This window comes from Enterococcus sp. 12F9_DIV0723, from assembly GCF_002174375.1.
In the GTDB taxonomy this organism is placed as follows: domain Bacteria; phylum Bacillota; class Bacilli; order Lactobacillales; family Enterococcaceae; genus Enterococcus_A; species Enterococcus_A gilvus.
In genome coordinates this window covers 2,185,634-2,204,691 of the sequence record NZ_NIBK01000001.1, presented here as the reverse complement: position 1 = coordinate 2,204,691, position 19,058 = coordinate 2,185,634, and the positions used below count along the sequence as shown (strand labels likewise).

The following is a 19,058-nucleotide window of genomic DNA, read 5'->3' as shown; positions in this document are numbered from 1 at the left end:
TAAATCAGGAAGTATGGGACAATTGGAATTATTACTGTCTCTTATACACATCTAGATGTGTATAAGAGACAGATTAATAGCAGCTTCGCTATCTTACAATAGGTAGAGAAGAATAAGAAAGTGAGTCCTCATGATGTCTCTTATACACATCTAGATGTGTATAAGTACAATAGGTAGAGAAGAATAAGAAAGTGAGTCCTCATGAAAATTTATCGGATATTTAGAAATTATTTAGAACAAAAAAACCTTTGGGAAGTATTCATTTACTTGTTTTTCGGCGGATTAGCAACGATTGTAAACATCGTCAGCTTCACATTGGCTTATCAAGCATTTCATCTGAGCTGGCCGATCTCAAATGCGATTTCTTGGATATGTTCGGTTCTTTTTGCTTTTGTAACAAATAAAATCTGGGTCTTTCATTCAAAAACAGAAGGCATTTTAGCCTTGAGCTGGGAATTTGGGAAGTTCTTTTTGGCACGGGTGGTTTCTTTTGGAATGGATATGGCTTGCATGTATCTGTTTATCGACATGCTGCATACAGGCAATTTGGTCGCTAAAATCATTACGCAAGTGGTCGTCGTAATCGCCAATTACATTTTCAGCAAGGTGTTCATCTTCAAAAAGGTTGAAATTATTGAAGATGAGGAAACGAATTCTTCGTCACACTAGGCATATGTTTTGAAGAACCGTGCATTGTTTGTTACTATTTTTATGTAAGAAAATTTAAGGAGGAATTTGAATTATGGCTTATACTTTACCAGATTTACCTTATGGCTACGACGCGTTGGAGCCTTATATTGATGTTGAAACGATGCACTTGCATCATGACAAGCACCATAACACCTACGTAACCAACTTAAACGCTGCAATTGAGAAATATCCTGAATTAGCAGAACAATCAGTAGAAGAGTTAGTATCTAACTTGAATGAACTTCCTGAAGACATTCGTACGGCTGTTCGTAATAACGGTGGAGGACATGCCAACCACAGTTTCTTCTGGAAAATTATGGCACCTAATGCAGGTGGCGAACCTACTGGCGCAATCAAAGAAGCAATTGACGACGCTTTCGGCAGCTTTGAAAAAATGAAAGAAGAATTCAAAACAGCAGCTACTGGTCGTTTTGGTTCTGGCTGGGCTTGGCTAGTGATGGCAAATGGCAAATTGGAAATCACCTCAACACCTAACCAAGATAGCCCATTAACAGACGGTAAAACACCGATTATCGGTTTAGACGTTTGGGAGCATGCGTACTACTTAAAATACAAAAATGTTCGTCCTGACTACATCGCAGCTTTCTGGGATGTTGTAAACTGGGATCAAGCAAACGAAAATTTAGCAGCTGCTAAATAAACTAGCGAAGCAATGAAACGGGAAAAACTGGTTTAATCAGTTTTTCCCGTTTTTTTGATTTGTTAAATTCCTCCTCTCCTTCTGAAAAAATTCATAATTTTGTGATATAAATCAGGAAGTATGGGACAATTGGAATTATTATTTTTTTAAGTTTCTATTATATGAAATTAATTATTTTTGCGAGTGGTTGAACCCACGGCGAAACTATGAGAAAATGGAAAAACGTAAAAAACGTTGATAGAGGTGTGCTATGAGTCGGGGAAAGAAAATTTTCATAGGGTTATTGGTTTTGCTGAACTTGTTTATTGGCGGAATCACTTATTACGCTGTTCAAGTGACCAATGATGCCAGTAAAATGGTTGACAATATCCGTCAAACCGTGAAGCGAACAAGCTTGAAGAGAAAAGACGGAGAGCAGCCCAATATCGATAACGCAGAGCCTTTCTCCATTTTGCTCGCCGGAGTTGACACAGGTGACCTTGGTCGTTCAGATCAAGGCCGTTCAGATAGTATGATGGTGGTTACCATCAATCCGAAACAAAAGAAATCAACAATCGTCAGTTTGGACCGAGATATTTTAGCAAATATTGTCGGATATGGCACGGATGATAAGCTAAATCACGCATATGCCTTCGGTGGTGTTAAGATGTCGATGGACACGATCGAGACATTGCTAGACATTCCGATCGATCATTATGTCTCCATTAATATGCGCGGCTTGAAAGATCTGATCGATGCCGTTGGCGGAGTTGAAGTGAATAATAAAATTGATTTTACTTTGGACGGGATTCATGTTCCTAAGGGAAAACAAAAGCTGAATGGTGAAACGGGATTAGCCTATGCGCGTATGCGCTACGAAGATCCAGAAGGAGACGTAGGCAGACAGCGTCGTCAACGAGAAGTAGTCACGAAGATTTTACGCAAGGCGATGTCTATCAACGGTGTCGGGAATTATAAGAAAATCCTTAAAGCTGTTGAAAAGAACATGAAGACGGATCTGAGCTGGGATGACATGATGGATATTGGAACCAATTACTTGCCGGCTTTTGACACCATCAAGCAGAAACAACTGGTTGGTAAGAGTCAAATGATCGATGAAATCTATTATCAAATTCTAGGGACCCGCGAATTATTGGATATTCAAAATGTGTTGAAGAAACAGTTGGGCAAACCAACTGCGGAAACATTGCCGAACCTAAAAGAACAAAATGCCGACAGCTTGTTCTACGATGATTCTGATGGAAAAGCCAGTGAGGACACGAGCCAATTCGCACCAGGATATGACAACCCGAACAACTATGATACGAGCGGTGTATACGGAGATTCCTCAAATACGGGAAATGGCTATCCGCAGCAAAATGACGGATCGATTCAAAACAATCCAGGCAACACCGATCAAAATCAAAATGACCAGGGCTATACAGACCCAAATCAGGGGTATGGCGGAGCGACGGACCCGAATGCAGCACAGCAAAGTGATGCGTACGGACAGCCGGCAGCAGGATATTAATGCAATTAAAAGGCGTGACCATTTTCGGTCACGCCTTTTTCTTATTTTTTCGATAGTTTTACGACCACTTCACAACGAGCTGTTTGCGGAAACATGTCCACCGATTGTAAATAGTCGACCCGGTATATTTTCGCCAGACTGACGAGGTCTCGTGCCAGTGTCGATACATTGCACGAAATATAAACCATTTGGGGGCTAGGGGCCATTTGAATTGCTTTTAACAAGTGATCATCCAAGCCTGTGCGAGGTGGATCAACGATGATCGCATCTGGTGCAAAGCCTTCCTTCAACCACTTAGGTAATAAGCTTTCTGCCGTACCTACCTCATAGCGAGTATTTGTGAGCGCCATTGCTTCAGCGTTCTTCTTCGCGTCCTCAATGGCTTGCGGAATGATGTCCATTCCGCGAACTTCTTTTGCTTGTTTCGCTAAAGAAAGTCCGATCGTTCCTACGCCACAATAGGCGTCTACGATTGTTTTTGGTGTGGATAAATCCAATGCATCAATGGCTTCTTGATACAGAATTTTTGTTTGCTGAGGATTCAACTGGAAGAAGGCACGAGGAGAAAGCTCAAAGCTCACCTCATTTATTTTTTCAGTGATGACTTCTTTTCCCCAAAGATGTGTTGTCTCATCTCCCATGATTACCGATGTTTTCTTGTCTTGGACATTTTGCATGATTGATACGACTTCTGGCAGGCGACTGGTGATCTCGCGGATCAATGCATTTCCTTGCGGCAATTTTTTTGTTTTTGTGATCAAGACCAATTGAACCTCACCAGTTTCAATGCCGATCCGTACCATCAATGTACGGAGGATGCCTGAGTTGGTTCGTTCATCATAGATCGGCATATCGTATTTGGTTAATAAGTTCGTGACAGTGTTGATTACTTTTTGAGTCGTTGGTTCTTGGACTAAGCACTCTTTAATAGGAACAAGCTGATGCGATTCTGCTTGATAAAGGCCAGCCTCAACTTGATTTGTTTTTCTGTTTTTACGCAATTGGAATTGTGCCTTGTTGCGGTAATGCCAAGGATCATCCATACCGATCGTTTCTCTCAAGTCAAAGTGCTGATAGCCCTCAGGCTTGTATTTTTCTAGTGATTGCCGCAATAAATCTTTTTTAAAGTCTAATTGTTTACTATAGACGAGGTGTTGCAGCTGGCAGCCGCCGCATTCTTCGTACACTGGGCAAGGAGGGGTCGTACGGTCAGGACTTTTTTTCGTAATTTTTACTAATCGTGCCTCAGCAAAACGAGGAGTAGCCTTCGTGATTTGCGCGACAACAGTTTCGCCAGGTAGCGCACCTGTAACGAAAATAATCAAGCGTTTATAATAAGCAATTCCTTCGCCATTAATGCCAAGGCGCTTAATTTTTAACGTTAAAGTTTGTTTGGGTGTAAGTTGAACAGCCATAATGAGCCTCTTTCTTAAATTAGTATTTTCGGCGCAATTCATTTTAGCATATTTTTATCGGTAGGTTGATTATCTATGATAGAATTAATTTTTGTGAAGGCAGTTTGAGCGTTGAGAATACTATACATACATGAATCGTAGCGAGATAAGGGGGAGTTCGTATGCTGACGGTAGTGAAGATCAGTCAGGGCCGCGGCCCATTTTATAAAGTAGAGTTTTCAAACGGGGAAAAATTACGCTTATCTGAAGATACAGTCGTTCGTCACCGGCTGCTGAAGGGGCAGGAGCTAGAAGAGAAAACGTTAAACGAGATCAAACAAGAAGGCAAAGAAGATCTTGGGTTTCAGATGGCGTTAAATTATTTGAGTTATCAATTGCGCACGGAAAAGGAAATCCGTACTTATTTAAAGGACAATGAGATTGAAAGCGAGGACCGGCATAAAATCGTCGCGCGACTGAAGGAACTGAATTTGGTGGATGATCTTGTTTACAGTGAAAGTTACATTCGCACACAGATGCGTCTAGGAGACAAAGGCCCGCGTATTTTACAGCAAAAGTTGAAGCAAAAAGGTGTGAAAGAGCCCGAGATTGAACAAGCATTGTATCTCTATGAATCCAATGATCAGTTTCAGGTAGCCCTGCATACAGCTCAAAAGGCTTTAAGAAAATACCATCACAGCAGTCAGCGGGAAGTTCGGCAGAAAATCCAGCAATTACTAATGACTAAAGGCTTCAACAGTGACATTAGCAAAGGGGTATTGGCTGAACTGGATTTTTCGGACATCCAAGAGCAAGAAACAGATGCGTTAACGATGCAAGGAAATAAATTATGGCGAAAGAATCAGCGGTTTGAACCAGCAAAGCGTCGGCAAAAGGTCAAACAAAGCCTCTATCAGAAAGGGTTTCAATTAGATCAGATAGATGCCTTTATCCAAGGGAAAGAGGATGAACATGAGTAAGCGTTGGGAACAATGGTCCGATTCAGAGGTCAATCAATTCCAAGAAGATTTTCTTACTTGGTATCAACAGGAAAAACGAAATCTTCCTTGGCGGTATAATCAAGATCCTTACCGTATTTGGATTTCGGAAATCATGCTGCAGCAAACGCGAGTGGATACAGTGATTGATTATTTTTATCGGTTTATGGATCAGTTTCCGACGATCCAAGATTTAGCGAATGCACCAGAGGATAAGCTTCTGAAAGTATGGGAAGGGTTAGGCTACTATTCCCGTGCGCGGAATCTGCAAGCTGCCGCAAAACAAATCATGGAAGAATTTAACGGAAACTTTCCGACAACGGTGGAAGACATCCGTACATTGAAGGGCGTGGGACCTTATACCGCTGGGGCCATCAGCAGTATCGCTTTTGAGATTCCTGAACCAGCGATTGATGGGAATGTGATGCGGGTAGTCAGTCGTTTGTTTTGTATTGAAGCGGATATCGCCAAAGCCAGCAGTCGCAATACGTTTGATGAGGCAATGCGAAAAATCATCAGTCACGATCATCCTGGAGATTTCAATCAAGCAATGATGGATCTTGGCTCCAGTATCTGTACGCCAACCAGTCCACAATGTGAAATTTGCCCGATTCAACAATACTGTCAGGCATATAGTGAGAATCGACAGACAGATTTTCCAGTGAAATCAAAGAAGCAAAAACCTAAAGATGTGTATTACGTGGCAGGGATCATTGAAAATAACCAGCAAGAGATCTTTCTTCAGCAACGCCTAAAAACAGGCTTGTTAGCTAGTATGTGGTTATTTCCATTAGAAGAAATCAGTGCTGCGAGATTCAAAGAGCTTCAGGAGCAATACGATGCGAGCCATTGGGATCTATTTTCAAGTTCACTGGTCGCTGAAGACAGTCCTGATTTTTTCTCGGGACAAGAGGTTGTGTGGCAGAAAAAAGTAGTTGGGCAAGTGAAACATGTATTCAGCCATTTGCGTTGGCATATTCTAGTCTTTTATGGAAGAAACACGTCTCAGCTGACATTAGAGGGACAGTGGGTAAATCCGAAAGAATTTCCAAACTATGTTTTTCCAAAACCACAGCAAAAAATGTTGGAAGTTTTTGAAAATAATGTATCTGACGACAAAGATTAGTAGGCAATCTTTCATTTTATTGCTATAATAATTCTGATGTCGGTGTGATAACACCCAAACAAATGCGAAATTAGTTTCGCTGAGGGAAGGGTAGCTATGGGAGTTCCAAAAGAAGGAGAGTTTGTGACGATCAAAAGTTACAAACACGACGGCAGTTTGCATCGAACGTGGCGCGATACCATGGTATTAAAAACAAGCGAGTGTTCACTGATCGGCTTGAATGACCACACATTGGTCACAGAATCAGATGGCAGAAGATGGGTCACTCGTGAACCAGCGATCGTTTATTTCCATCAGAAATACTGGTTCAACATAATAGCAATGATTCGAGAGAAGGGAGTTTCTTATTATTGTAATCTAGCATCACCTTATGTATTAGATGACGAGGCACTAAAGTACATTGATTATGATTTAGATGTCAAAGTTTTTCCGGACGGCGAGAAACGTCTATTGGACGTGGATGAATATGAAGCCCATAGTCAGCAAATGCATTACTCAAAAGAAATTGATTATATTCTTAAGGAAAATGTCAAAATCTTAGTGGACTGGATCAACAATGAAAAGGGGCCTTTTTCTCAAGGCTATATTGATATTTGGTATGATCGTTACAAGCAATTGTCGCGGAAGTAGAAAGAAAAGGCTATACCAAACGCTTGGTATAGCCTTTTTTGCATGAATAGCAGTCGTCAGCTTTGATGCACAGGTATGTCTCAAAGAACCTTTTTCATATGTACATGATCGATGCCTGCGTCTTGGAAAATTTCTCCGTAGGCCTGATAGCCTAACTTTTGATAAAAAGCCTCAGCGGTTAATTGCGCACCTAGCTCGATTGTTGTAAATCCTTGCTGTTTCGCAAATACTTCAGCTTCAGCAACGATTGCAGCTCCAAGATTCTTCCCTCGATAGTCTTTCAAAACAGCCATGCGTTGTAATTTAAAAGTGTGACGATCTAATGGCAGCAAACGTACCGTGGCGGCAGCTTTTTCTTCTTCCGTATAAAGGACAAAGTGAACGGCGTAGGCTTCGTTTTCATCTATTTCTAGATTTGCGGGAACGCCTTGCTCTTGGACAAATACTTTTTGGCGGATGCGGACCGCATCGAGATAAATGTCGCTCATAGTATCCTTAGTAATTAAAATTTTCATAATGGCACCTTCCTCAAGGGGATTTTTCTCCACATGATGTATACTATAAACTAAATCTAGAAAAAGGAGTAGATGAATGTTTGAGAAAATTAAAAATTCAAAATTAATGTTCTGGTCAGTGGAACTGTTGGTCATAGCGACCTTGATCCTGGTGTCCTCACAGATTGATTTTGTTTTTCAACCGATCGGTACGTTTTTTACAACACTTTTTGCACCGATTCTCATTGCCGGCTTTTTGTATTATTTATTAAATCCATTAGTAAACTTGCTAGTGAAGATGGGTGTAAAACGATTGATCGCGATCGCGTTGATCTTTCTATTATTGATCGGCATTATCGTGTTGATCTTCATGAGCGTCATTCCGAATTTGGTGGAACAGTTGATCTCGCTGGCAAAAAATATCCCCAGCTTTGTCGACAACATGCAGCACTGGCTGCAAGATGCAGCGAATAATGCGACACGATTCCCGCTGTTCAGAGAATTAGATGTAGATAAATACATCAGCAATCTGGATGTTTCAGCCGGGACCATTATTCAGCAAACCTTGACGGGTGTGACGAACAGCTTAGCATCAATCATTGGAAAAATTACCACGGTCGTTTTATTACTGATCACCGTACCATTTATTTTGTTTTACATGTTGAAGGATGGAGAAAAACTTGTTCCGAATATCGAACGGGTCTTCCCAGAAAAACAGCGGGATAATATCAAGGGGTTGCTTGAACAACTAAATAAGACCTTGTCTGATTACATCAGTGGACAAGCAATCGAATGTTTGTTTGTCGGCACATTCACTTTCTTAGGGTATTTGCTGATTGGCGTGGATTATGCGTTCTTGTTTGGCGTGATTGCCGGCTTGACGAATTTGATTCCTTATTTAGGTCCCTATCTAGGGCTTGCGCCTGCATTGATTTACACCTTCTTTAATTCACCAACCCAAGCGTTGCTTTGTATCGTTGTTGTACTGATCGTTCAACAAGTCGACGGAAATGTCATTTACCCAAATGTTATCGGGAAATCTTTGAACATCCATCCATTGACGATCATCTTGATTTTATTAGTAGCAGGGAATTTGGCCGGTATTTTAGGTGTATTCCTGGGCGTGCCTGTCTATGCGATTTTACGAACACTGGTTGTGTTTGTAGTGAAAATAGTAAAACAAGGCAAGCAAGAAGAACGAGAAAAAGAGTTTCTAAATTAACTTACCGTGTTGTTTGTTTGATAAATATTGCATTAAAACAAGCGATGTGATACGATTTTAACGTGGCCTTTGTGCCACTTTTTTTACACTTTAAATTAAGGAGCGAATGCAATTATGAATGCTGACCCCGATAGTCAGTCGTTAATTTTACAGTTAGGTTTATTAGTAATTTTAACGTTAATCAACGGATTTTTAGCTGCGGCTGAAATTGCGGTGGTGTCGGTCAATAAAAACCGAGTAGAACAAAAGGCAGAAGAAGGAAACCTAAAATCAAAAAAATTATTAGAGGTCATCCATAGCCCAAATAATTTTTTATCAACGATTCAGGTGGGAATTACATTAGTAAACATCTTGTCAGGGGCCTCTTTAGCTGATAGTTTATCTGCTCGATTAGCACCTTTTATAGGCGGCGGTGCGGCTGCACGTACAATTGCTGCGGTAATCGTTATGCTGTTATTGACCTATGTTTCAATTGTATTTGGTGAATTATATCCGAAACGAATTGCTATGACGAAGACGGAAGAGGTTGCACAATTCACCTCTGGCGTTGTTCGAAAATTAGGCGTCATTACAAAACCCTTCGTTTGGTTATTAACGGCTTCGACCAATTTATTGGCCAAAATAACGCCGATGACATTTGATGACGAAGATACGAAAATGACCCGCGATGAAATGCGCTATATGTTGGAAAACGAAGGCGTACTGGACAATGATGAAATCGAGATGCTTCAAGGTGTCTTCTCACTGGATACAAAAGTTGCTCGTGAAGTAATGGTTCCCAGAACGGATTCCTTTATGATCGATATCAATGATCCGGTACTTGAGAACATTGATGAGATTTTAAATGAGAGCTATTCTAGAATTCCGGTTTATGATGAAGACAAAGACAAAGTAGTCGGAATCCTGCATACCAAAACATTATTAAAAGCGGCACGTCAATTTGGCTTTGAAAATGTCAATCTTCAAAAAATCCTCCAAGAACCATTATTCGTTCCTGAGACGATTTTTATTGATGACCTTCTTTATGAATTGAAGAAAACGCAAAATCAAATGTCTATCCTTCTTGACGAATATGGCGGAATGGTCGGCTTAGTGACTTTAGAAGACCTATTAGAGGAAATCGTCGGAGAAATCGATGATGAGTCTGACGAGGTTGAAAAACTCTATGAAAAAGTCGGCGACAATGAATATTTGATCAATGGGAAGATGTTGATCGATGAGTTCAATGAAGAGTTTGATTTGAACTTGCATATGAGTGATGTCGATACAATGGCGGGCTATTTGATCACAGCATTAGGAACGATTCCTGACGAAGGAGAGAAGCTTTCTTTCGATGTAGACGATCTGACGCTGATTTCTGAAGAAATGGAAGGATCAAGAGTCTTGACACTGCGTGCGATTTTCCATCCTGATGAACATGAAAATGTCGAACCAGAAGAGGAACGTCGTCTGTTTACTAAAGACTTCGAAGACGATGAGCCTCGACGTTAATAAGCAAAGCTTTTAGAAAACATTCTGCCGCGCAGAGTGTTTTCTTTTTGCAGTTTAAGTGAAGCTGCTAGTCAAAAATGGACAGCATAGGTTTGCCTCTTTAAAAGCAGTCAGTCCGCCAGCTAGAAAAGTAAATCAACTTTCCATCAGAGTAAATTCCATGCTATACTGATTGGGTTGAAATTTGAATGATAATTCGAAAAATGAATGGAGCAATAGAATGAATAACCCTAATTTAAAACAACAAGTAGATAGTCGTCGAACCTTTGCGATCATTTCCCATCCGGATGCTGGGAAAACGACGATCACTGAACAACTACTTTTATTTGGCGGTGCGATTCGTCAAGCAGGAACGGTAAAAGGAAAGAAAACCGGGAACTTCGCAAAATCAGACTGGATGGACATTGAAAAGCAGCGTGGAATCTCTGTAACTAGTTCAGTTATGCAATTTGATTTTGATGGAAAACGCGTAAATATATTGGACACACCCGGTCACGAAGACTTTTCAGAAGACACGTATCGTACACTGATGGCGGTAGACAGTGCCGTAATGGTCATTGATAGTGCCAAAGGGATCGAGGCTCAGACAAAGAAACTCTTCCAAGTTGTCAAACGTCGGGGAATTCCGATTTTTACCTTTATTAACAAATTGGATCGTGACGGACGCGAGCCGCTAGAATTGTTAGAGGAATTGGAAGAATTGTTGGAGATCGAATCGTATCCAATGAATTGGCCGATTGGTATGGGAAAAGGCTTGGAAGGAATCTACGACATACACAATGAGCGCATCGAGTTCTACCGTCCAGAACAATACGAAGGGGAACGCTACGTTAAATTAACCAATGGTGAGATTGCGGGAGATCATCCGTTAAAAGAAAAATCTATTTATGAAGATGTATTAGGCGAAGTCGAGCTTGTTCGCGAAGCCGGGGACCAATTTAATCTTGAGAAAATTCAGCAAGGGAATCAAACACCTGTCTTCTTTGGTTCAGCTTTGACGAACTTCGGAGTCGAAACATTCCTTGAAACCTTTGTTGATCTGGCACCAAAACCTCACGCCCACAAAACTGAAGAAGGCGAACCTATCTCTCCGTATGAAGAAGAGTTCTCTGGTTTTGTCTTTAAGATCCAAGCAAATATGAATCCGAATCATCGAGATCGAATCGCGTTTGTACGGGTATGTTCAGGAACTTTTGAGCGCGGAATGGATGTCACTCTTGGACGTACAAGCAAGAAAATGAAACTAAGCAACGTGACACAATTTATGGCTGACGCTCGCGAAAATGTGGAAGAAGCTGTCGCTGGGGACATCATCGGGGTCTATGATACTGGAAACTACCAAATCGGAGACACGATCTATGAAGGAAAATTGAAAGTAGCCTATGAAGAACTGCCTTCCTTCACGCCGGAACTATTCATGAAGGTGACTGCAAAAAATGTCATGAAGCAAAAATCCTTCCATAAAGGGATCTACCAACTGGTACAAGAAGGTGCGATTCAATTATATAAAACGTATTTGACAGACGAATACATCATCGGTGCGGTTGGACAACTGCAATTTGAAGTCTTCCAACACCGTATGCTGAATGAATATAATGCGGAAGTTGTTATGACGCCAATGGGAAATAAAATTGCTCGTTGGATCGATCCAGAACAATTAGACGAACGCATGAGCTCAAGCCGTAATATTTTGGCGAAAGACCGTTTTGACCAACCGCTTTTCTTGTTTGAAAATCAATTTGCGATGCGCTGGTTCGCGGATAAATACCCAGAAGTAGAATTGAAGAGCTTGATGTAAAATGCGAGAAGAAAGGGACCTTGATGCAGAAGTTTAAAAGCGACACAGCGATTTATTTAAAGCGGCTCAAACAACCAAGCACTATGATCTTGCTGGTCGTCTTGATCGGGATGACCGTGTTTCGTTTCGTTTTGAGTGCCAAGGCCCCTTACTTTATTAATCTGTATGCCGGCTATGACGATCAGTTATTTATTCGGTACGGTCAAGAGCTGCTAAAGGGAAATTGGCTAGGAGGGTATTCGACGAAGACGTTATCCAAAGGGATTTCCTACTCTCTTTTTATCGTCTTGGGCAACAAGTTACATGTATCTTACGGTGCTTTCCTTGGTCTTTTCAATGTACTGGCAAGTAGTGTAGCTGCTTTAGCCTTACGCCCTTTGATACGCAATCGCTGGATTTTGACAGGTATTTATACCTTCTTTTTATATTCTCCAGTTTCACTTACGAGTGAATACAGTACGCGGATCTATCGGAATACACTTGTTGTTCCGGCAGTTTTGTTAGTCATTGGCTGTTTGGTGGGATTGTATTTTAGAAGAAATGGACAAGTGCGTTCCTTCGCCAGTTGGGGAGTAGGATTGGCCCTGATTTTTCCTTTTTACTGGTATATTCGTGAAGACTCCTTATGGTTGTTGCCAATCGTAACTGTAGGGATGATCGTTATTGCAGGTTCTGTTATTTTTGAAAATGATCCGAATTTCAAGCTAAAAACTCTTCGCAGCTCCATTAAGAAGTTTTATTTTACGAAAAAGCAATTAGTAAAATTAATCCTTTGTTTACTGCCTTTTGTCACTCTTTTTTCAGTGACAAGCGGGCTAAAATATATGAATAAAGAAAATTACGGGATTGCTGCGGTCAATGATCGGACAGGGGGTGCTTTCGGTCTTGTATCAAAGCAGCTCATTCGAATGGATGACGGAACTGACCTGAATCAAACGAATAGCAAAGTTTGGGTGTCGAGAAAGGCGCTTGAGAAGGCAGAATCCGTTTCACCTGCACTTCAGTCCATTAAGAAAAATATTGATTGGATTTATAACGGGAGCCCGTGGAGTGGTGGAGAAGATATCTCAGGAGACATTATCTTTTGGGCGCTGCGTGACGCGGCGAATCAAGCCGGCTACTATAAAGATGGAAAGAAAACAGAAGCGTTTTGGGAAAAAGTAGCTTCTGAATTATCGACTGCCTATGAAAAGGGCACGCTAAAAGAAAAAAGGGAGATCTATCTAACCGGTACGGGAGATGGAAAACTACTAAAGGATTTGCCGCTTGTCGGTGAATTTATGAAGAGTGGATTTGAGTACAATGTCTTTTATAAGGATTATGGACAGGGATCAGATGGAACGCTCGGACCTAAAGAAGATGTCTCAGAGGCAGAAAAGCTATTGAGACTTTCATTCTCAGAGAACTGGCAGGACATAAATGTGCCGCGAACTGAACCAATAACGCTTACCGCAACTGCCAAATTCTCAAACCGAATCATTCAAGTTTATAGAGACCTTACACCGTTGTGGTTATTGTTCTGCTTCGCGGGATTTTTAATTATTTGTGTGGGCAGTCTTTTTTCTAAAGCACAGTTAAAAACATTCAGAGGAATGCTGCTGATTCTTTTGGGACTGGCACTTTCTTATTTGATTTTTCTGATCGGTGTATCCTGGTTTTGTTCATGGGCGCCAGAGCGGAAAGAGATGTTTATGATGATCTATACAGGGGCAGGGGGTCCAGTCATCCAATGGATCGAGGTTTTGGCTTTTGTAGGGATTTTTCAATTGCCAATCATCGCTAATAAAGTAAATAAAAAATAGTTGAAGCATTTTCGCTTCAACTATTTTTTTGTTATTGACATTTCGATTAGGCCGGGAGATTCAAGATAGGAAATATTTGCAAAATCATAGGTTCCTTCATCCAATTTTCGCTTAAAATAATTATGTACGAAGTCTACTTCCGATGGCAAGATATTGCGATTGTCGTTTTTTAAAACAATCTCAGCATGCTTATAAGCATCGGTATAAATGACGGTAGTATTTCCTATAGTATAAATTTTTATCATATTCGCATCAGTGTTCTCCAGCTGATTATACACGAGTTGTGAATGACTATTCGTCACATTGATAAGTTTCATCCCGAAACACCTTCTTCCTAAAACCTTACTTCATAGTGTAATTATATAAGAAAGATTAAGAAAAAAGAAGGATGTTGCTCATTTTAATTAGAAGATTTAGAAAATTTGCATAAAAGAATAGGACCCTCGTATCTGACGAGGGTCCTAAAGTGTTATTTTTTATCTTCTTTTGCTAAACGTTCAGGTTTAGAAGTGATGACGATATGATCTTCCTTATCAAGTTTCGCTTTTAGCTCTGTAATGGTTGGATGATCTAAATAGAATTCGGCGATCCCATCTTCGATATTTTCTTGGATCGTACGACGAAGTGGGCGAGCACCCATTGCAGGATCGTAGCCAAGATCAACCAATTTCTCTTTCACATTATTTGGTACTTCAATGTGCAATTTTTGTGAAGCTAAAAGTTCATTTACATCATCTAACATCAATGAAACGATCTTCATAAGATTTTCTTTTGACAGCGAACTGAATTCGATGATCCCATCAAAACGGTTCAAGAATTCTGGCGCAAAGAAATCTTTCAATTGTCCCAATACAGAACGAGTAACACCGTCTCGAGCGGCACCAAAACCGACATTTGCTTCGATTTTACCAGTACCAGCATTACTTGTCATAATAATGATCGTATCCTTGAAGCTGACAGTCCGACCTTGTGAGTCCGTTAAACGGCCGTCATCAAGAATTTGTAAGAACATATGAAGAACATCTGGATGTGCCTTTTCAACTTCATCCAATAAAATCAAACTGTATGGATGACGTCGAACTTGTTCCGTTAATTGACCAGCTTCTTCATACCCAACATAGCCTGGAGGTGAACCAATCAATTTAGACACACTGTGTTTTTCCATATACTCACTCATATCAAAACGAATCATAGAGTCGAATGATCCAAAAAGCTCTTCTGCTAACTGACGAGCCAATTCTGTTTTACCGACACCTGTTGGTCCAACGAATAAGAAGGAACCAATCGGACGATTTTTTTTGTTTAAACCTACACGATTACGGCGAATGGCTTTCGCAACTTTTTCTACCGCTTCATCTTGTCCAATGACGTGTTGTTTCAAATCACTTGCAAGATTTTTCAATTGTGTTTGTTCTTTTTCTTTTAATTCACCGACAGGGATGCCTGTACGTTTCTCAACGATTTTCTCCATGTCCTTTTCAGTGATAACCGGTGTTTCTTCATCTGTTATCTGACGGTCTTTCATTTTTTGCAATTTGTTGATTTGGTCGCGGTAGTAAGCAGCTTTTTCAAAGTCTTCTTCTTGAGAAGCTTGTGATTTTTGTTGCTCGGCTTCGGCCAATTTTTTATCGATCATTTTTGGATCAACAATTTGAATCGTTAAGTTTTTCTTCGACCCTGTTTCATCCAGCAAATCAATTGCTTTGTCAGGTAAAAAGCGGTCTTGGATGTAACGATTTGATAACTCAGCCGCAGCTTTGATGGCATCATCCGTATATTTTACATGATGATAATCTTCGTAACGTGGTTGCAGACCTTTGAGGATCTCAATGGTTTCTTGAACAGAAGGCTCTTCCACGCGAACGGGTTGCATCCGACGTTCCAATGCAGCATCTTTTTCAATGATGCGGTATTCATTTAATGTGGTTGCACCGACCATTTGTAATTCTCCGCGAGCTAAAGCAGGCTTCAAAATATTCCCAGCATCCATATTGCCGTCTCCAGCAGCGCCGGCACCGACGATCTCATGAACTTCATCAATAAATAGGATGATGTTTTCAGCTTGACGAATCTCTTCGATCAATTTTTGCATCCGTTCTTCGAATTGTCCCCGAATACCTGTACCTTGCACAAGAGAAGCGACATCTAAACGAATGACTTCTTTGTCCATTAATTTTTGCGGAACATCGCCATCGACGATTTTTTGTGCCAATCCTTCAACGACCGCTGTTTTACCAACACCGGGTTCGCCAATTAATACGGGATTGTTTTTTGTCCGACGATTCAAGATTTCAATGACTCGTTGGATCTCGTCATCACGACCGACTACGGGATCAATGTTTCCTTCACGTGCTTGTCCAGTAATATTGATACCATATTCATCCAATAGACCGCCGCCGCCATTTCCGCGAGGGGGTTGATTATTCATTCCATTTCCACCGCCAAATTGGGTTGGTGGTGTTTGATCTGCAGCTCCTTGTCGTTGTTGCATTTGTTGGGACATGGAACGGAACAAATCGTCTAAACTTCCAAAACCAAAAGGATCATTTCCTGCCATCTGTGGCGCACCTCCAGCTTGATTCTTTAATTTTTGATAACAACTCTGGCAATAATCTAGTTGCTTTCGTTGACCATTGACATTTGCATATAAATGAATCGTTGCTTCATTTTCATGACAATTTTGGCAAAGCATCTTTTTCACCCTTTCAATAGTTGATGTTTCTTCCATTGTACATCGAGTAAGCGAATCTCGTAAAAAGATACGCTGGTCAATTGTTTGACTATCACTGACCTTAGACACAATTATAACGAGATTTTTGATAAAAGCAAACAGTTTGTTTTCATTTTTAGCATTCGAACGCATCGAGTGCTAAAAAAATCGTTGCTGGTCTTTTTTAGGACGCTCCTTTGTTATGTAAAAAAAATGAAAACGGAAGAAATGGGGAAGTTGGACGGGTATAGCACATATTTTAAGAAAGGGCATACATTTTGCTTGAATAAATCGACTAAAATTGTTGTATCCACTGCAAAAAAATGGTAATCTAAGAAAATGAAGGGCCCAAAATGATGGACGTTATCATTAAAGCCCTAACATAAAAAAACATTTTTTTTTATAAAGGAGAACGGTCAATATGGAAAAAAAAGATTTTCACGTAGTAGCAGAAACAGGGATTCATGCACGTCCCGCAACTTTATTAGTGCAAGCTGCAAGCAAATTTAACTCTGATATTAACTTAGAGTATAAAGGAAAATCAGTTAACCTTAAATCAATCATGGGCGTTATGTCTCTAGGTGTTGGCCAAGGTTCTGACGTGACTATCTCTGCTGAAGGTGCTGACGAAAAAGAAGCAATGGAAGCAATCGTAGAAACAATGAAGAAAGAAGGATTATCTGAATAATGGTTGAATTACTAAAAGGTATTGCCGCTAGTGACGGAGTAGCCGTTGCAAAAGCTTATCTGCTAGTACAACCGGATTTATCTTTCAAACAAAATAATGTAGAAGACACTGCTGCCGAAGAAAAGCGTTTAGACGACGCTTTGGCGGCTTCTTCTGCTGAATTAGAAAAAATTCGGGATAAAGCAGCAAAAAGCTTAGGTGAAGAAGAAGCACAAGTTTTTGATGCTCATTTGATGGTTCTTTCAGACCCAGAAATGATTGGTCAAATCAAACAACATATACAAGATAATAAAGTGAACGCTGAAAGTTCACTTAAAGAAGTAACCGATATGTATATCGGCATGTTCGAGGCGATGGATGATAACGCTTATATGCAAGAACGTGCGGCAGATATCCGTGACGTTACGAAACGTGTAATGGCACATCTTTTGGGTGTGACTTTACCAGATCCATCAATGATCGATGAAGAAGTTGTCGTTGTTGCGCATGACTTGACTCCAAGTGATACTGCACAATTGGATAAAAACTTTGTAAAAGCCTTTGTTACTGATATCGGTGGACGTACGTCTCACTCAGCAATCATGGCTCGTTCATTAGAAATTCCAGCAATTGTTGGAACAAAAGAAATCACTGCCAAAGCAAAAGAGGGTGTTTTACTTGCGGTCAATGGGATCACAGGTGAAACAATCGTTAATCCAACTGAAGAAGAAGCGGCTGAATACAAAAAAGCTGGCGAAGCTTATGCAACGCAAAAAGCTGAATGGGAAAAATTAAAAGACGCTGAAACAGTGACTGCTGATGGTAAGCATTTTGAATTAGCTGCGAATATCGGAACACCTAAAGACCTAGAAGGTGTTCACAATAATGGCGCTGAAGCGATTGGGCTGTACCGTACAGAATTCTTATACATGGACTCATCTGATTTCCCAACAGAAGACGATCAATTTGAAGCTTATAAAGCCGTTTTAGAAGGCATGGGCGACAAACCAGTCGTTGTTCGTACAATGGATATCGGTGGGGACAAAGAACTTCCTTACTTGACGTTGCCTCATGAAATGAACCCATTCTTGGGCTACCGTGCATTGCGCATCAGTTTATCTGAATTGGGCGATGACATGTTCCGTACACAGTTACGTGCATTGTTGCGTGCGTCTGTTCATGGCAACTTGCGTATTATGTTCCCAATGGTTGCAACATTGAAAGAGTTCCGTGCAGCGAAGAAAATGTTCAACGAAGAAAAAGAAAAACTTGTTAATGAAGGCGTGAAGGTTTCTGACACGATCCAAGTCGGAATCATGATCGAAATCCCTGCAGCGGCTGTTTTAGCTGACAAGTTTGCCAAAGAAGTTGATTTCTTCAGTATTGGTACGAACGACTTGATTCAATACACAATGGCGGCTGACCGTATGAACGAACGCGTTTCTTACTTATATCAACCATATAACCCATCAATCTTACGTTTGATCAAAAACGTGATCGATGCAGCGCATGCTGAAGGTAAATGGGCTGGTATGTGTGGCGAAATGGCTGGCGATCAAACAGCAGTTCCGTTATTAATGGGTATGGGATTAGATGAGTTCTCTATGAGTGCGACATCTATTCTTAGAACACGCAGCTTAATGAAACGTTTAACAACGGATAAAATGGCTGAACTATCTGAAAAAGCATTAAAAGAATGCGATACAATGGAAGAAGTTCAAGCATTAGTTGAAGAATACGTAAAATAAAGCAAAATTCAAAACCGTCGTCCACTTGGACGGCGGTTTTTTTATGCGTAACAGCTAAAAATAATTCATACTTTCTGTGTGGACTTTCTGCATATTCCTTAAAATCAGACCATAGGT

16 protein-coding genes are annotated in these 19,058 nt (G+C 40.6%); 12 read left to right on the top strand and 4 right to left on the bottom strand.

Features of this window, described 5'->3' with window-relative positions; genetic code table 11:
- Positions 1–201 precede the first annotated feature (201 nt).
- From A5868_RS10480 to A5868_RS10470, 3 genes are all read left to right on the top strand, one after another.
- Positions 202–669 carry a GtrA family protein gene (locus tag A5868_RS10480; RefSeq protein WP_010780283.1) on the top strand — a complete coding sequence of 156 codons (468 nt, stop codon included), beginning with the start codon at positions 202–204 and terminating at the stop codon, positions 667–669.
- Between the two features lie 73 nt (positions 670–742).
- Entirely contained in the window at positions 743–1,351 is a 609-nt protein-coding gene (locus A5868_RS10475; RefSeq protein ID WP_010780284.1) for a superoxide dismutase, read from the top strand.
- Positions 1,352–1,601: 250 nt separating this feature from the next.
- The gene (locus A5868_RS10470) at positions 1,602–2,861 is read left to right on the top strand and encodes an LCP family glycopolymer transferase (RefSeq protein WP_086303532.1); all 1,260 of its coding nucleotides are present in this window, start codon (positions 1,602–1,604) and stop codon (positions 2,859–2,861) included.
- Positions 2,862–2,902: 41 nt separating this feature from the next.
- Here A5868_RS10470 and rlmD read toward each other — a convergent pair whose 3' ends face one another.
- Positions 2,903–4,276, bottom strand: a complete 1,374-nt coding sequence (rlmD, locus tag A5868_RS10465) for a 23S rRNA (uracil(1939)-C(5))-methyltransferase RlmD (protein ID WP_086303533.1) — start codon at positions 4,274–4,276, stop codon at positions 2,903–2,905.
- A gap of 161 nt (positions 4,277–4,437) precedes the next feature.
- Between rlmD and recX the strand changes: the two genes are divergently transcribed.
- The 3 genes from recX (at position 4,438) to ntdP (ending at position 7,009) form a co-directional block, all read left to right on the top strand.
- Positions 4,438–5,235 carry a recombination regulator RecX gene (gene recX / locus A5868_RS10460; RefSeq protein WP_086303534.1) on the top strand — a complete coding sequence of 266 codons (798 nt, stop codon included), beginning with the start codon at positions 4,438–4,440 and terminating at the stop codon, positions 5,233–5,235.
- On the top strand, positions 5,222–6,379 hold the full coding sequence (gene mutY / locus A5868_RS10455; RefSeq protein ID WP_176281288.1) for an A/G-specific adenine glycosylase: 1,158 nt from the start codon (positions 5,222–5,224) through the stop codon (positions 6,377–6,379). Before recX ends, mutY begins: the two co-directional genes overlap by 14 nt.
- A gap of 96 nt (positions 6,380–6,475) precedes the next feature.
- The gene (gene ntdP / locus A5868_RS10450) at positions 6,476–7,009 is read left to right on the top strand and encodes a nucleoside tri-diphosphate phosphatase (RefSeq protein ID WP_010740416.1); all 534 of its coding nucleotides are present in this window, start codon (positions 6,476–6,478) and stop codon (positions 7,007–7,009) included.
- Positions 7,010–7,089: 80 nt separating this feature from the next.
- Here ntdP and A5868_RS10445 read toward each other — a convergent pair whose 3' ends face one another.
- A complete protein-coding gene (locus A5868_RS10445) occupies positions 7,090–7,524 on the bottom strand; it encodes a GNAT family N-acetyltransferase (RefSeq protein ID WP_086303536.1) in 435 nt (144 codons plus the stop codon).
- A 76-nt stretch (positions 7,525–7,600) separates the two neighbouring features.
- Between A5868_RS10445 and A5868_RS10440 the strand changes: the two genes are divergently transcribed.
- From A5868_RS10440 to A5868_RS10425, 4 genes are all read left to right on the top strand, one after another.
- On the top strand, positions 7,601–8,725 hold the full coding sequence (locus tag A5868_RS10440) for an AI-2E family transporter (protein WP_010780290.1): 1,125 nt from the start codon (positions 7,601–7,603) through the stop codon (positions 8,723–8,725).
- A 114-nt stretch (positions 8,726–8,839) separates the two neighbouring features.
- Positions 8,840–10,216, top strand: coding sequence for a hemolysin family protein (locus tag A5868_RS10435; protein ID WP_086303537.1), 1,377 nt, complete (start codon positions 8,840–8,842; stop codon positions 10,214–10,216).
- Positions 10,217–10,436: 220 nt separating this feature from the next.
- The gene (locus tag A5868_RS10430) at positions 10,437–12,014 is read left to right on the top strand and encodes a peptide chain release factor 3 (RefSeq protein WP_086303538.1); all 1,578 of its coding nucleotides are present in this window, start codon (positions 10,437–10,439) and stop codon (positions 12,012–12,014) included.
- 23 nt (positions 12,015–12,037) lie between these two features.
- Positions 12,038–13,816, top strand: a complete 1,779-nt coding sequence (locus A5868_RS10425; RefSeq protein ID WP_086303539.1) for a hypothetical protein — start codon at positions 12,038–12,040, stop codon at positions 13,814–13,816.
- 20 nt (positions 13,817–13,836) lie between these two features.
- Here the strand turns inward: A5868_RS10425 and A5868_RS10420 are convergent, their stop codons facing one another.
- Together A5868_RS10420 and A5868_RS10415 are read right to left on the bottom strand one after the other, a co-directional pair.
- Complete coding sequence (locus A5868_RS10420; RefSeq protein ID WP_010780294.1) at positions 13,837–14,133, bottom strand: DUF1827 family protein; 297 nt, start codon at positions 14,131–14,133, stop codon at positions 13,837–13,839.
- Positions 14,134–14,285: 152 nt separating this feature from the next.
- Positions 14,286–16,508: an ATP-dependent Clp protease ATP-binding subunit gene (locus A5868_RS10415; protein ID WP_086304409.1), complete on the bottom strand. Its 2,223-nt coding sequence runs from the start codon at positions 16,506–16,508 to the stop codon at positions 14,286–14,288.
- Between the two features lie 439 nt (positions 16,509–16,947).
- On the opposite strand from A5868_RS10415, the gene A5868_RS10410 reads away from it, so the two are divergent.
- Positions 16,948–17,214: a phosphocarrier protein HPr gene (locus tag A5868_RS10410; protein ID WP_010740408.1), complete on the top strand. Its 267-nt coding sequence runs from the start codon at positions 16,948–16,950 to the stop codon at positions 17,212–17,214.
- Positions 17,214–18,941 (top strand): phosphoenolpyruvate--protein phosphotransferase, encoded by a 1,728-nt coding sequence (ptsP, locus tag A5868_RS10405; RefSeq protein ID WP_086303540.1) that lies wholly within the window; start codon positions 17,214–17,216, stop codon positions 18,939–18,941. Before A5868_RS10410 ends, ptsP begins: the two co-directional genes overlap by 1 nt.
- Positions 18,942–19,058 lie beyond the last annotated feature (117 nt).

Bases quoted from the DNA above. Each gene is read 5' to 3' on its own strand.
- A5868_RS10440 (WP_010780290.1), top strand. From the start codon at position 7,601: ATGTTTGAGAAAATTAAAAATTCAAAATTAATGTTCTGGTCAGTGGAA.
- ntdP (WP_010740416.1), top strand. From the start codon at position 6,476: ATGGGAGTTCCAAAAGAAGGAGAGTTTGTGACGATCAAAAGTTACAAA.
- A5868_RS10410 (WP_010740408.1), top strand. From the start codon at position 16,948: ATGGAAAAAAAAGATTTTCACGTAGTAGCAGAAACAGGGATTCATGCA.
- mutY (WP_176281288.1), top strand. From the start codon at position 5,222: ATGAACATGAGTAAGCGTTGGGAACAATGGTCCGATTCAGAGGTCAAT.
- A5868_RS10470 (WP_086303532.1), top strand. From the start codon at position 1,602: ATGAGTCGGGGAAAGAAAATTTTCATAGGGTTATTGGTTTTGCTGAAC.
- recX (WP_086303534.1), top strand. From the start codon at position 4,438: ATGCTGACGGTAGTGAAGATCAGTCAGGGCCGCGGCCCATTTTATAAA.
- A5868_RS10420 (WP_010780294.1), bottom strand. From the start codon at position 14,133: ATGAAACTTATCAATGTGACGAATAGTCATTCACAACTCGTGTATAAT.
- A5868_RS10480 (WP_010780283.1), top strand. From the start codon at position 202: ATGAAAATTTATCGGATATTTAGAAATTATTTAGAACAAAAAAACCTT.
- A5868_RS10445 (WP_086303536.1), bottom strand. From the start codon at position 7,524: ATGAAAATTTTAATTACTAAGGATACTATGAGCGACATTTATCTCGAT.
- A5868_RS10425 (WP_086303539.1), top strand. From the start codon at position 12,038: ATGCAGAAGTTTAAAAGCGACACAGCGATTTATTTAAAGCGGCTCAAA.
- ptsP (WP_086303540.1), top strand. From the start codon at position 17,214: ATGGTTGAATTACTAAAAGGTATTGCCGCTAGTGACGGAGTAGCCGTT.
- A5868_RS10435 (WP_086303537.1), top strand. From the start codon at position 8,840: ATGAATGCTGACCCCGATAGTCAGTCGTTAATTTTACAGTTAGGTTTA.
- A5868_RS10415 (WP_086304409.1), bottom strand. From the start codon at position 16,508: ATGCTTTGCCAAAATTGTCATGAAAATGAAGCAACGATTCATTTATAT.
- A5868_RS10430 (WP_086303538.1), top strand. From the start codon at position 10,437: ATGAATAACCCTAATTTAAAACAACAAGTAGATAGTCGTCGAACCTTT.
- rlmD (WP_086303533.1), bottom strand. From the start codon at position 4,276: ATGGCTGTTCAACTTACACCCAAACAAACTTTAACGTTAAAAATTAAG.
- A5868_RS10475 (WP_010780284.1), top strand. From the start codon at position 743: ATGGCTTATACTTTACCAGATTTACCTTATGGCTACGACGCGTTGGAG.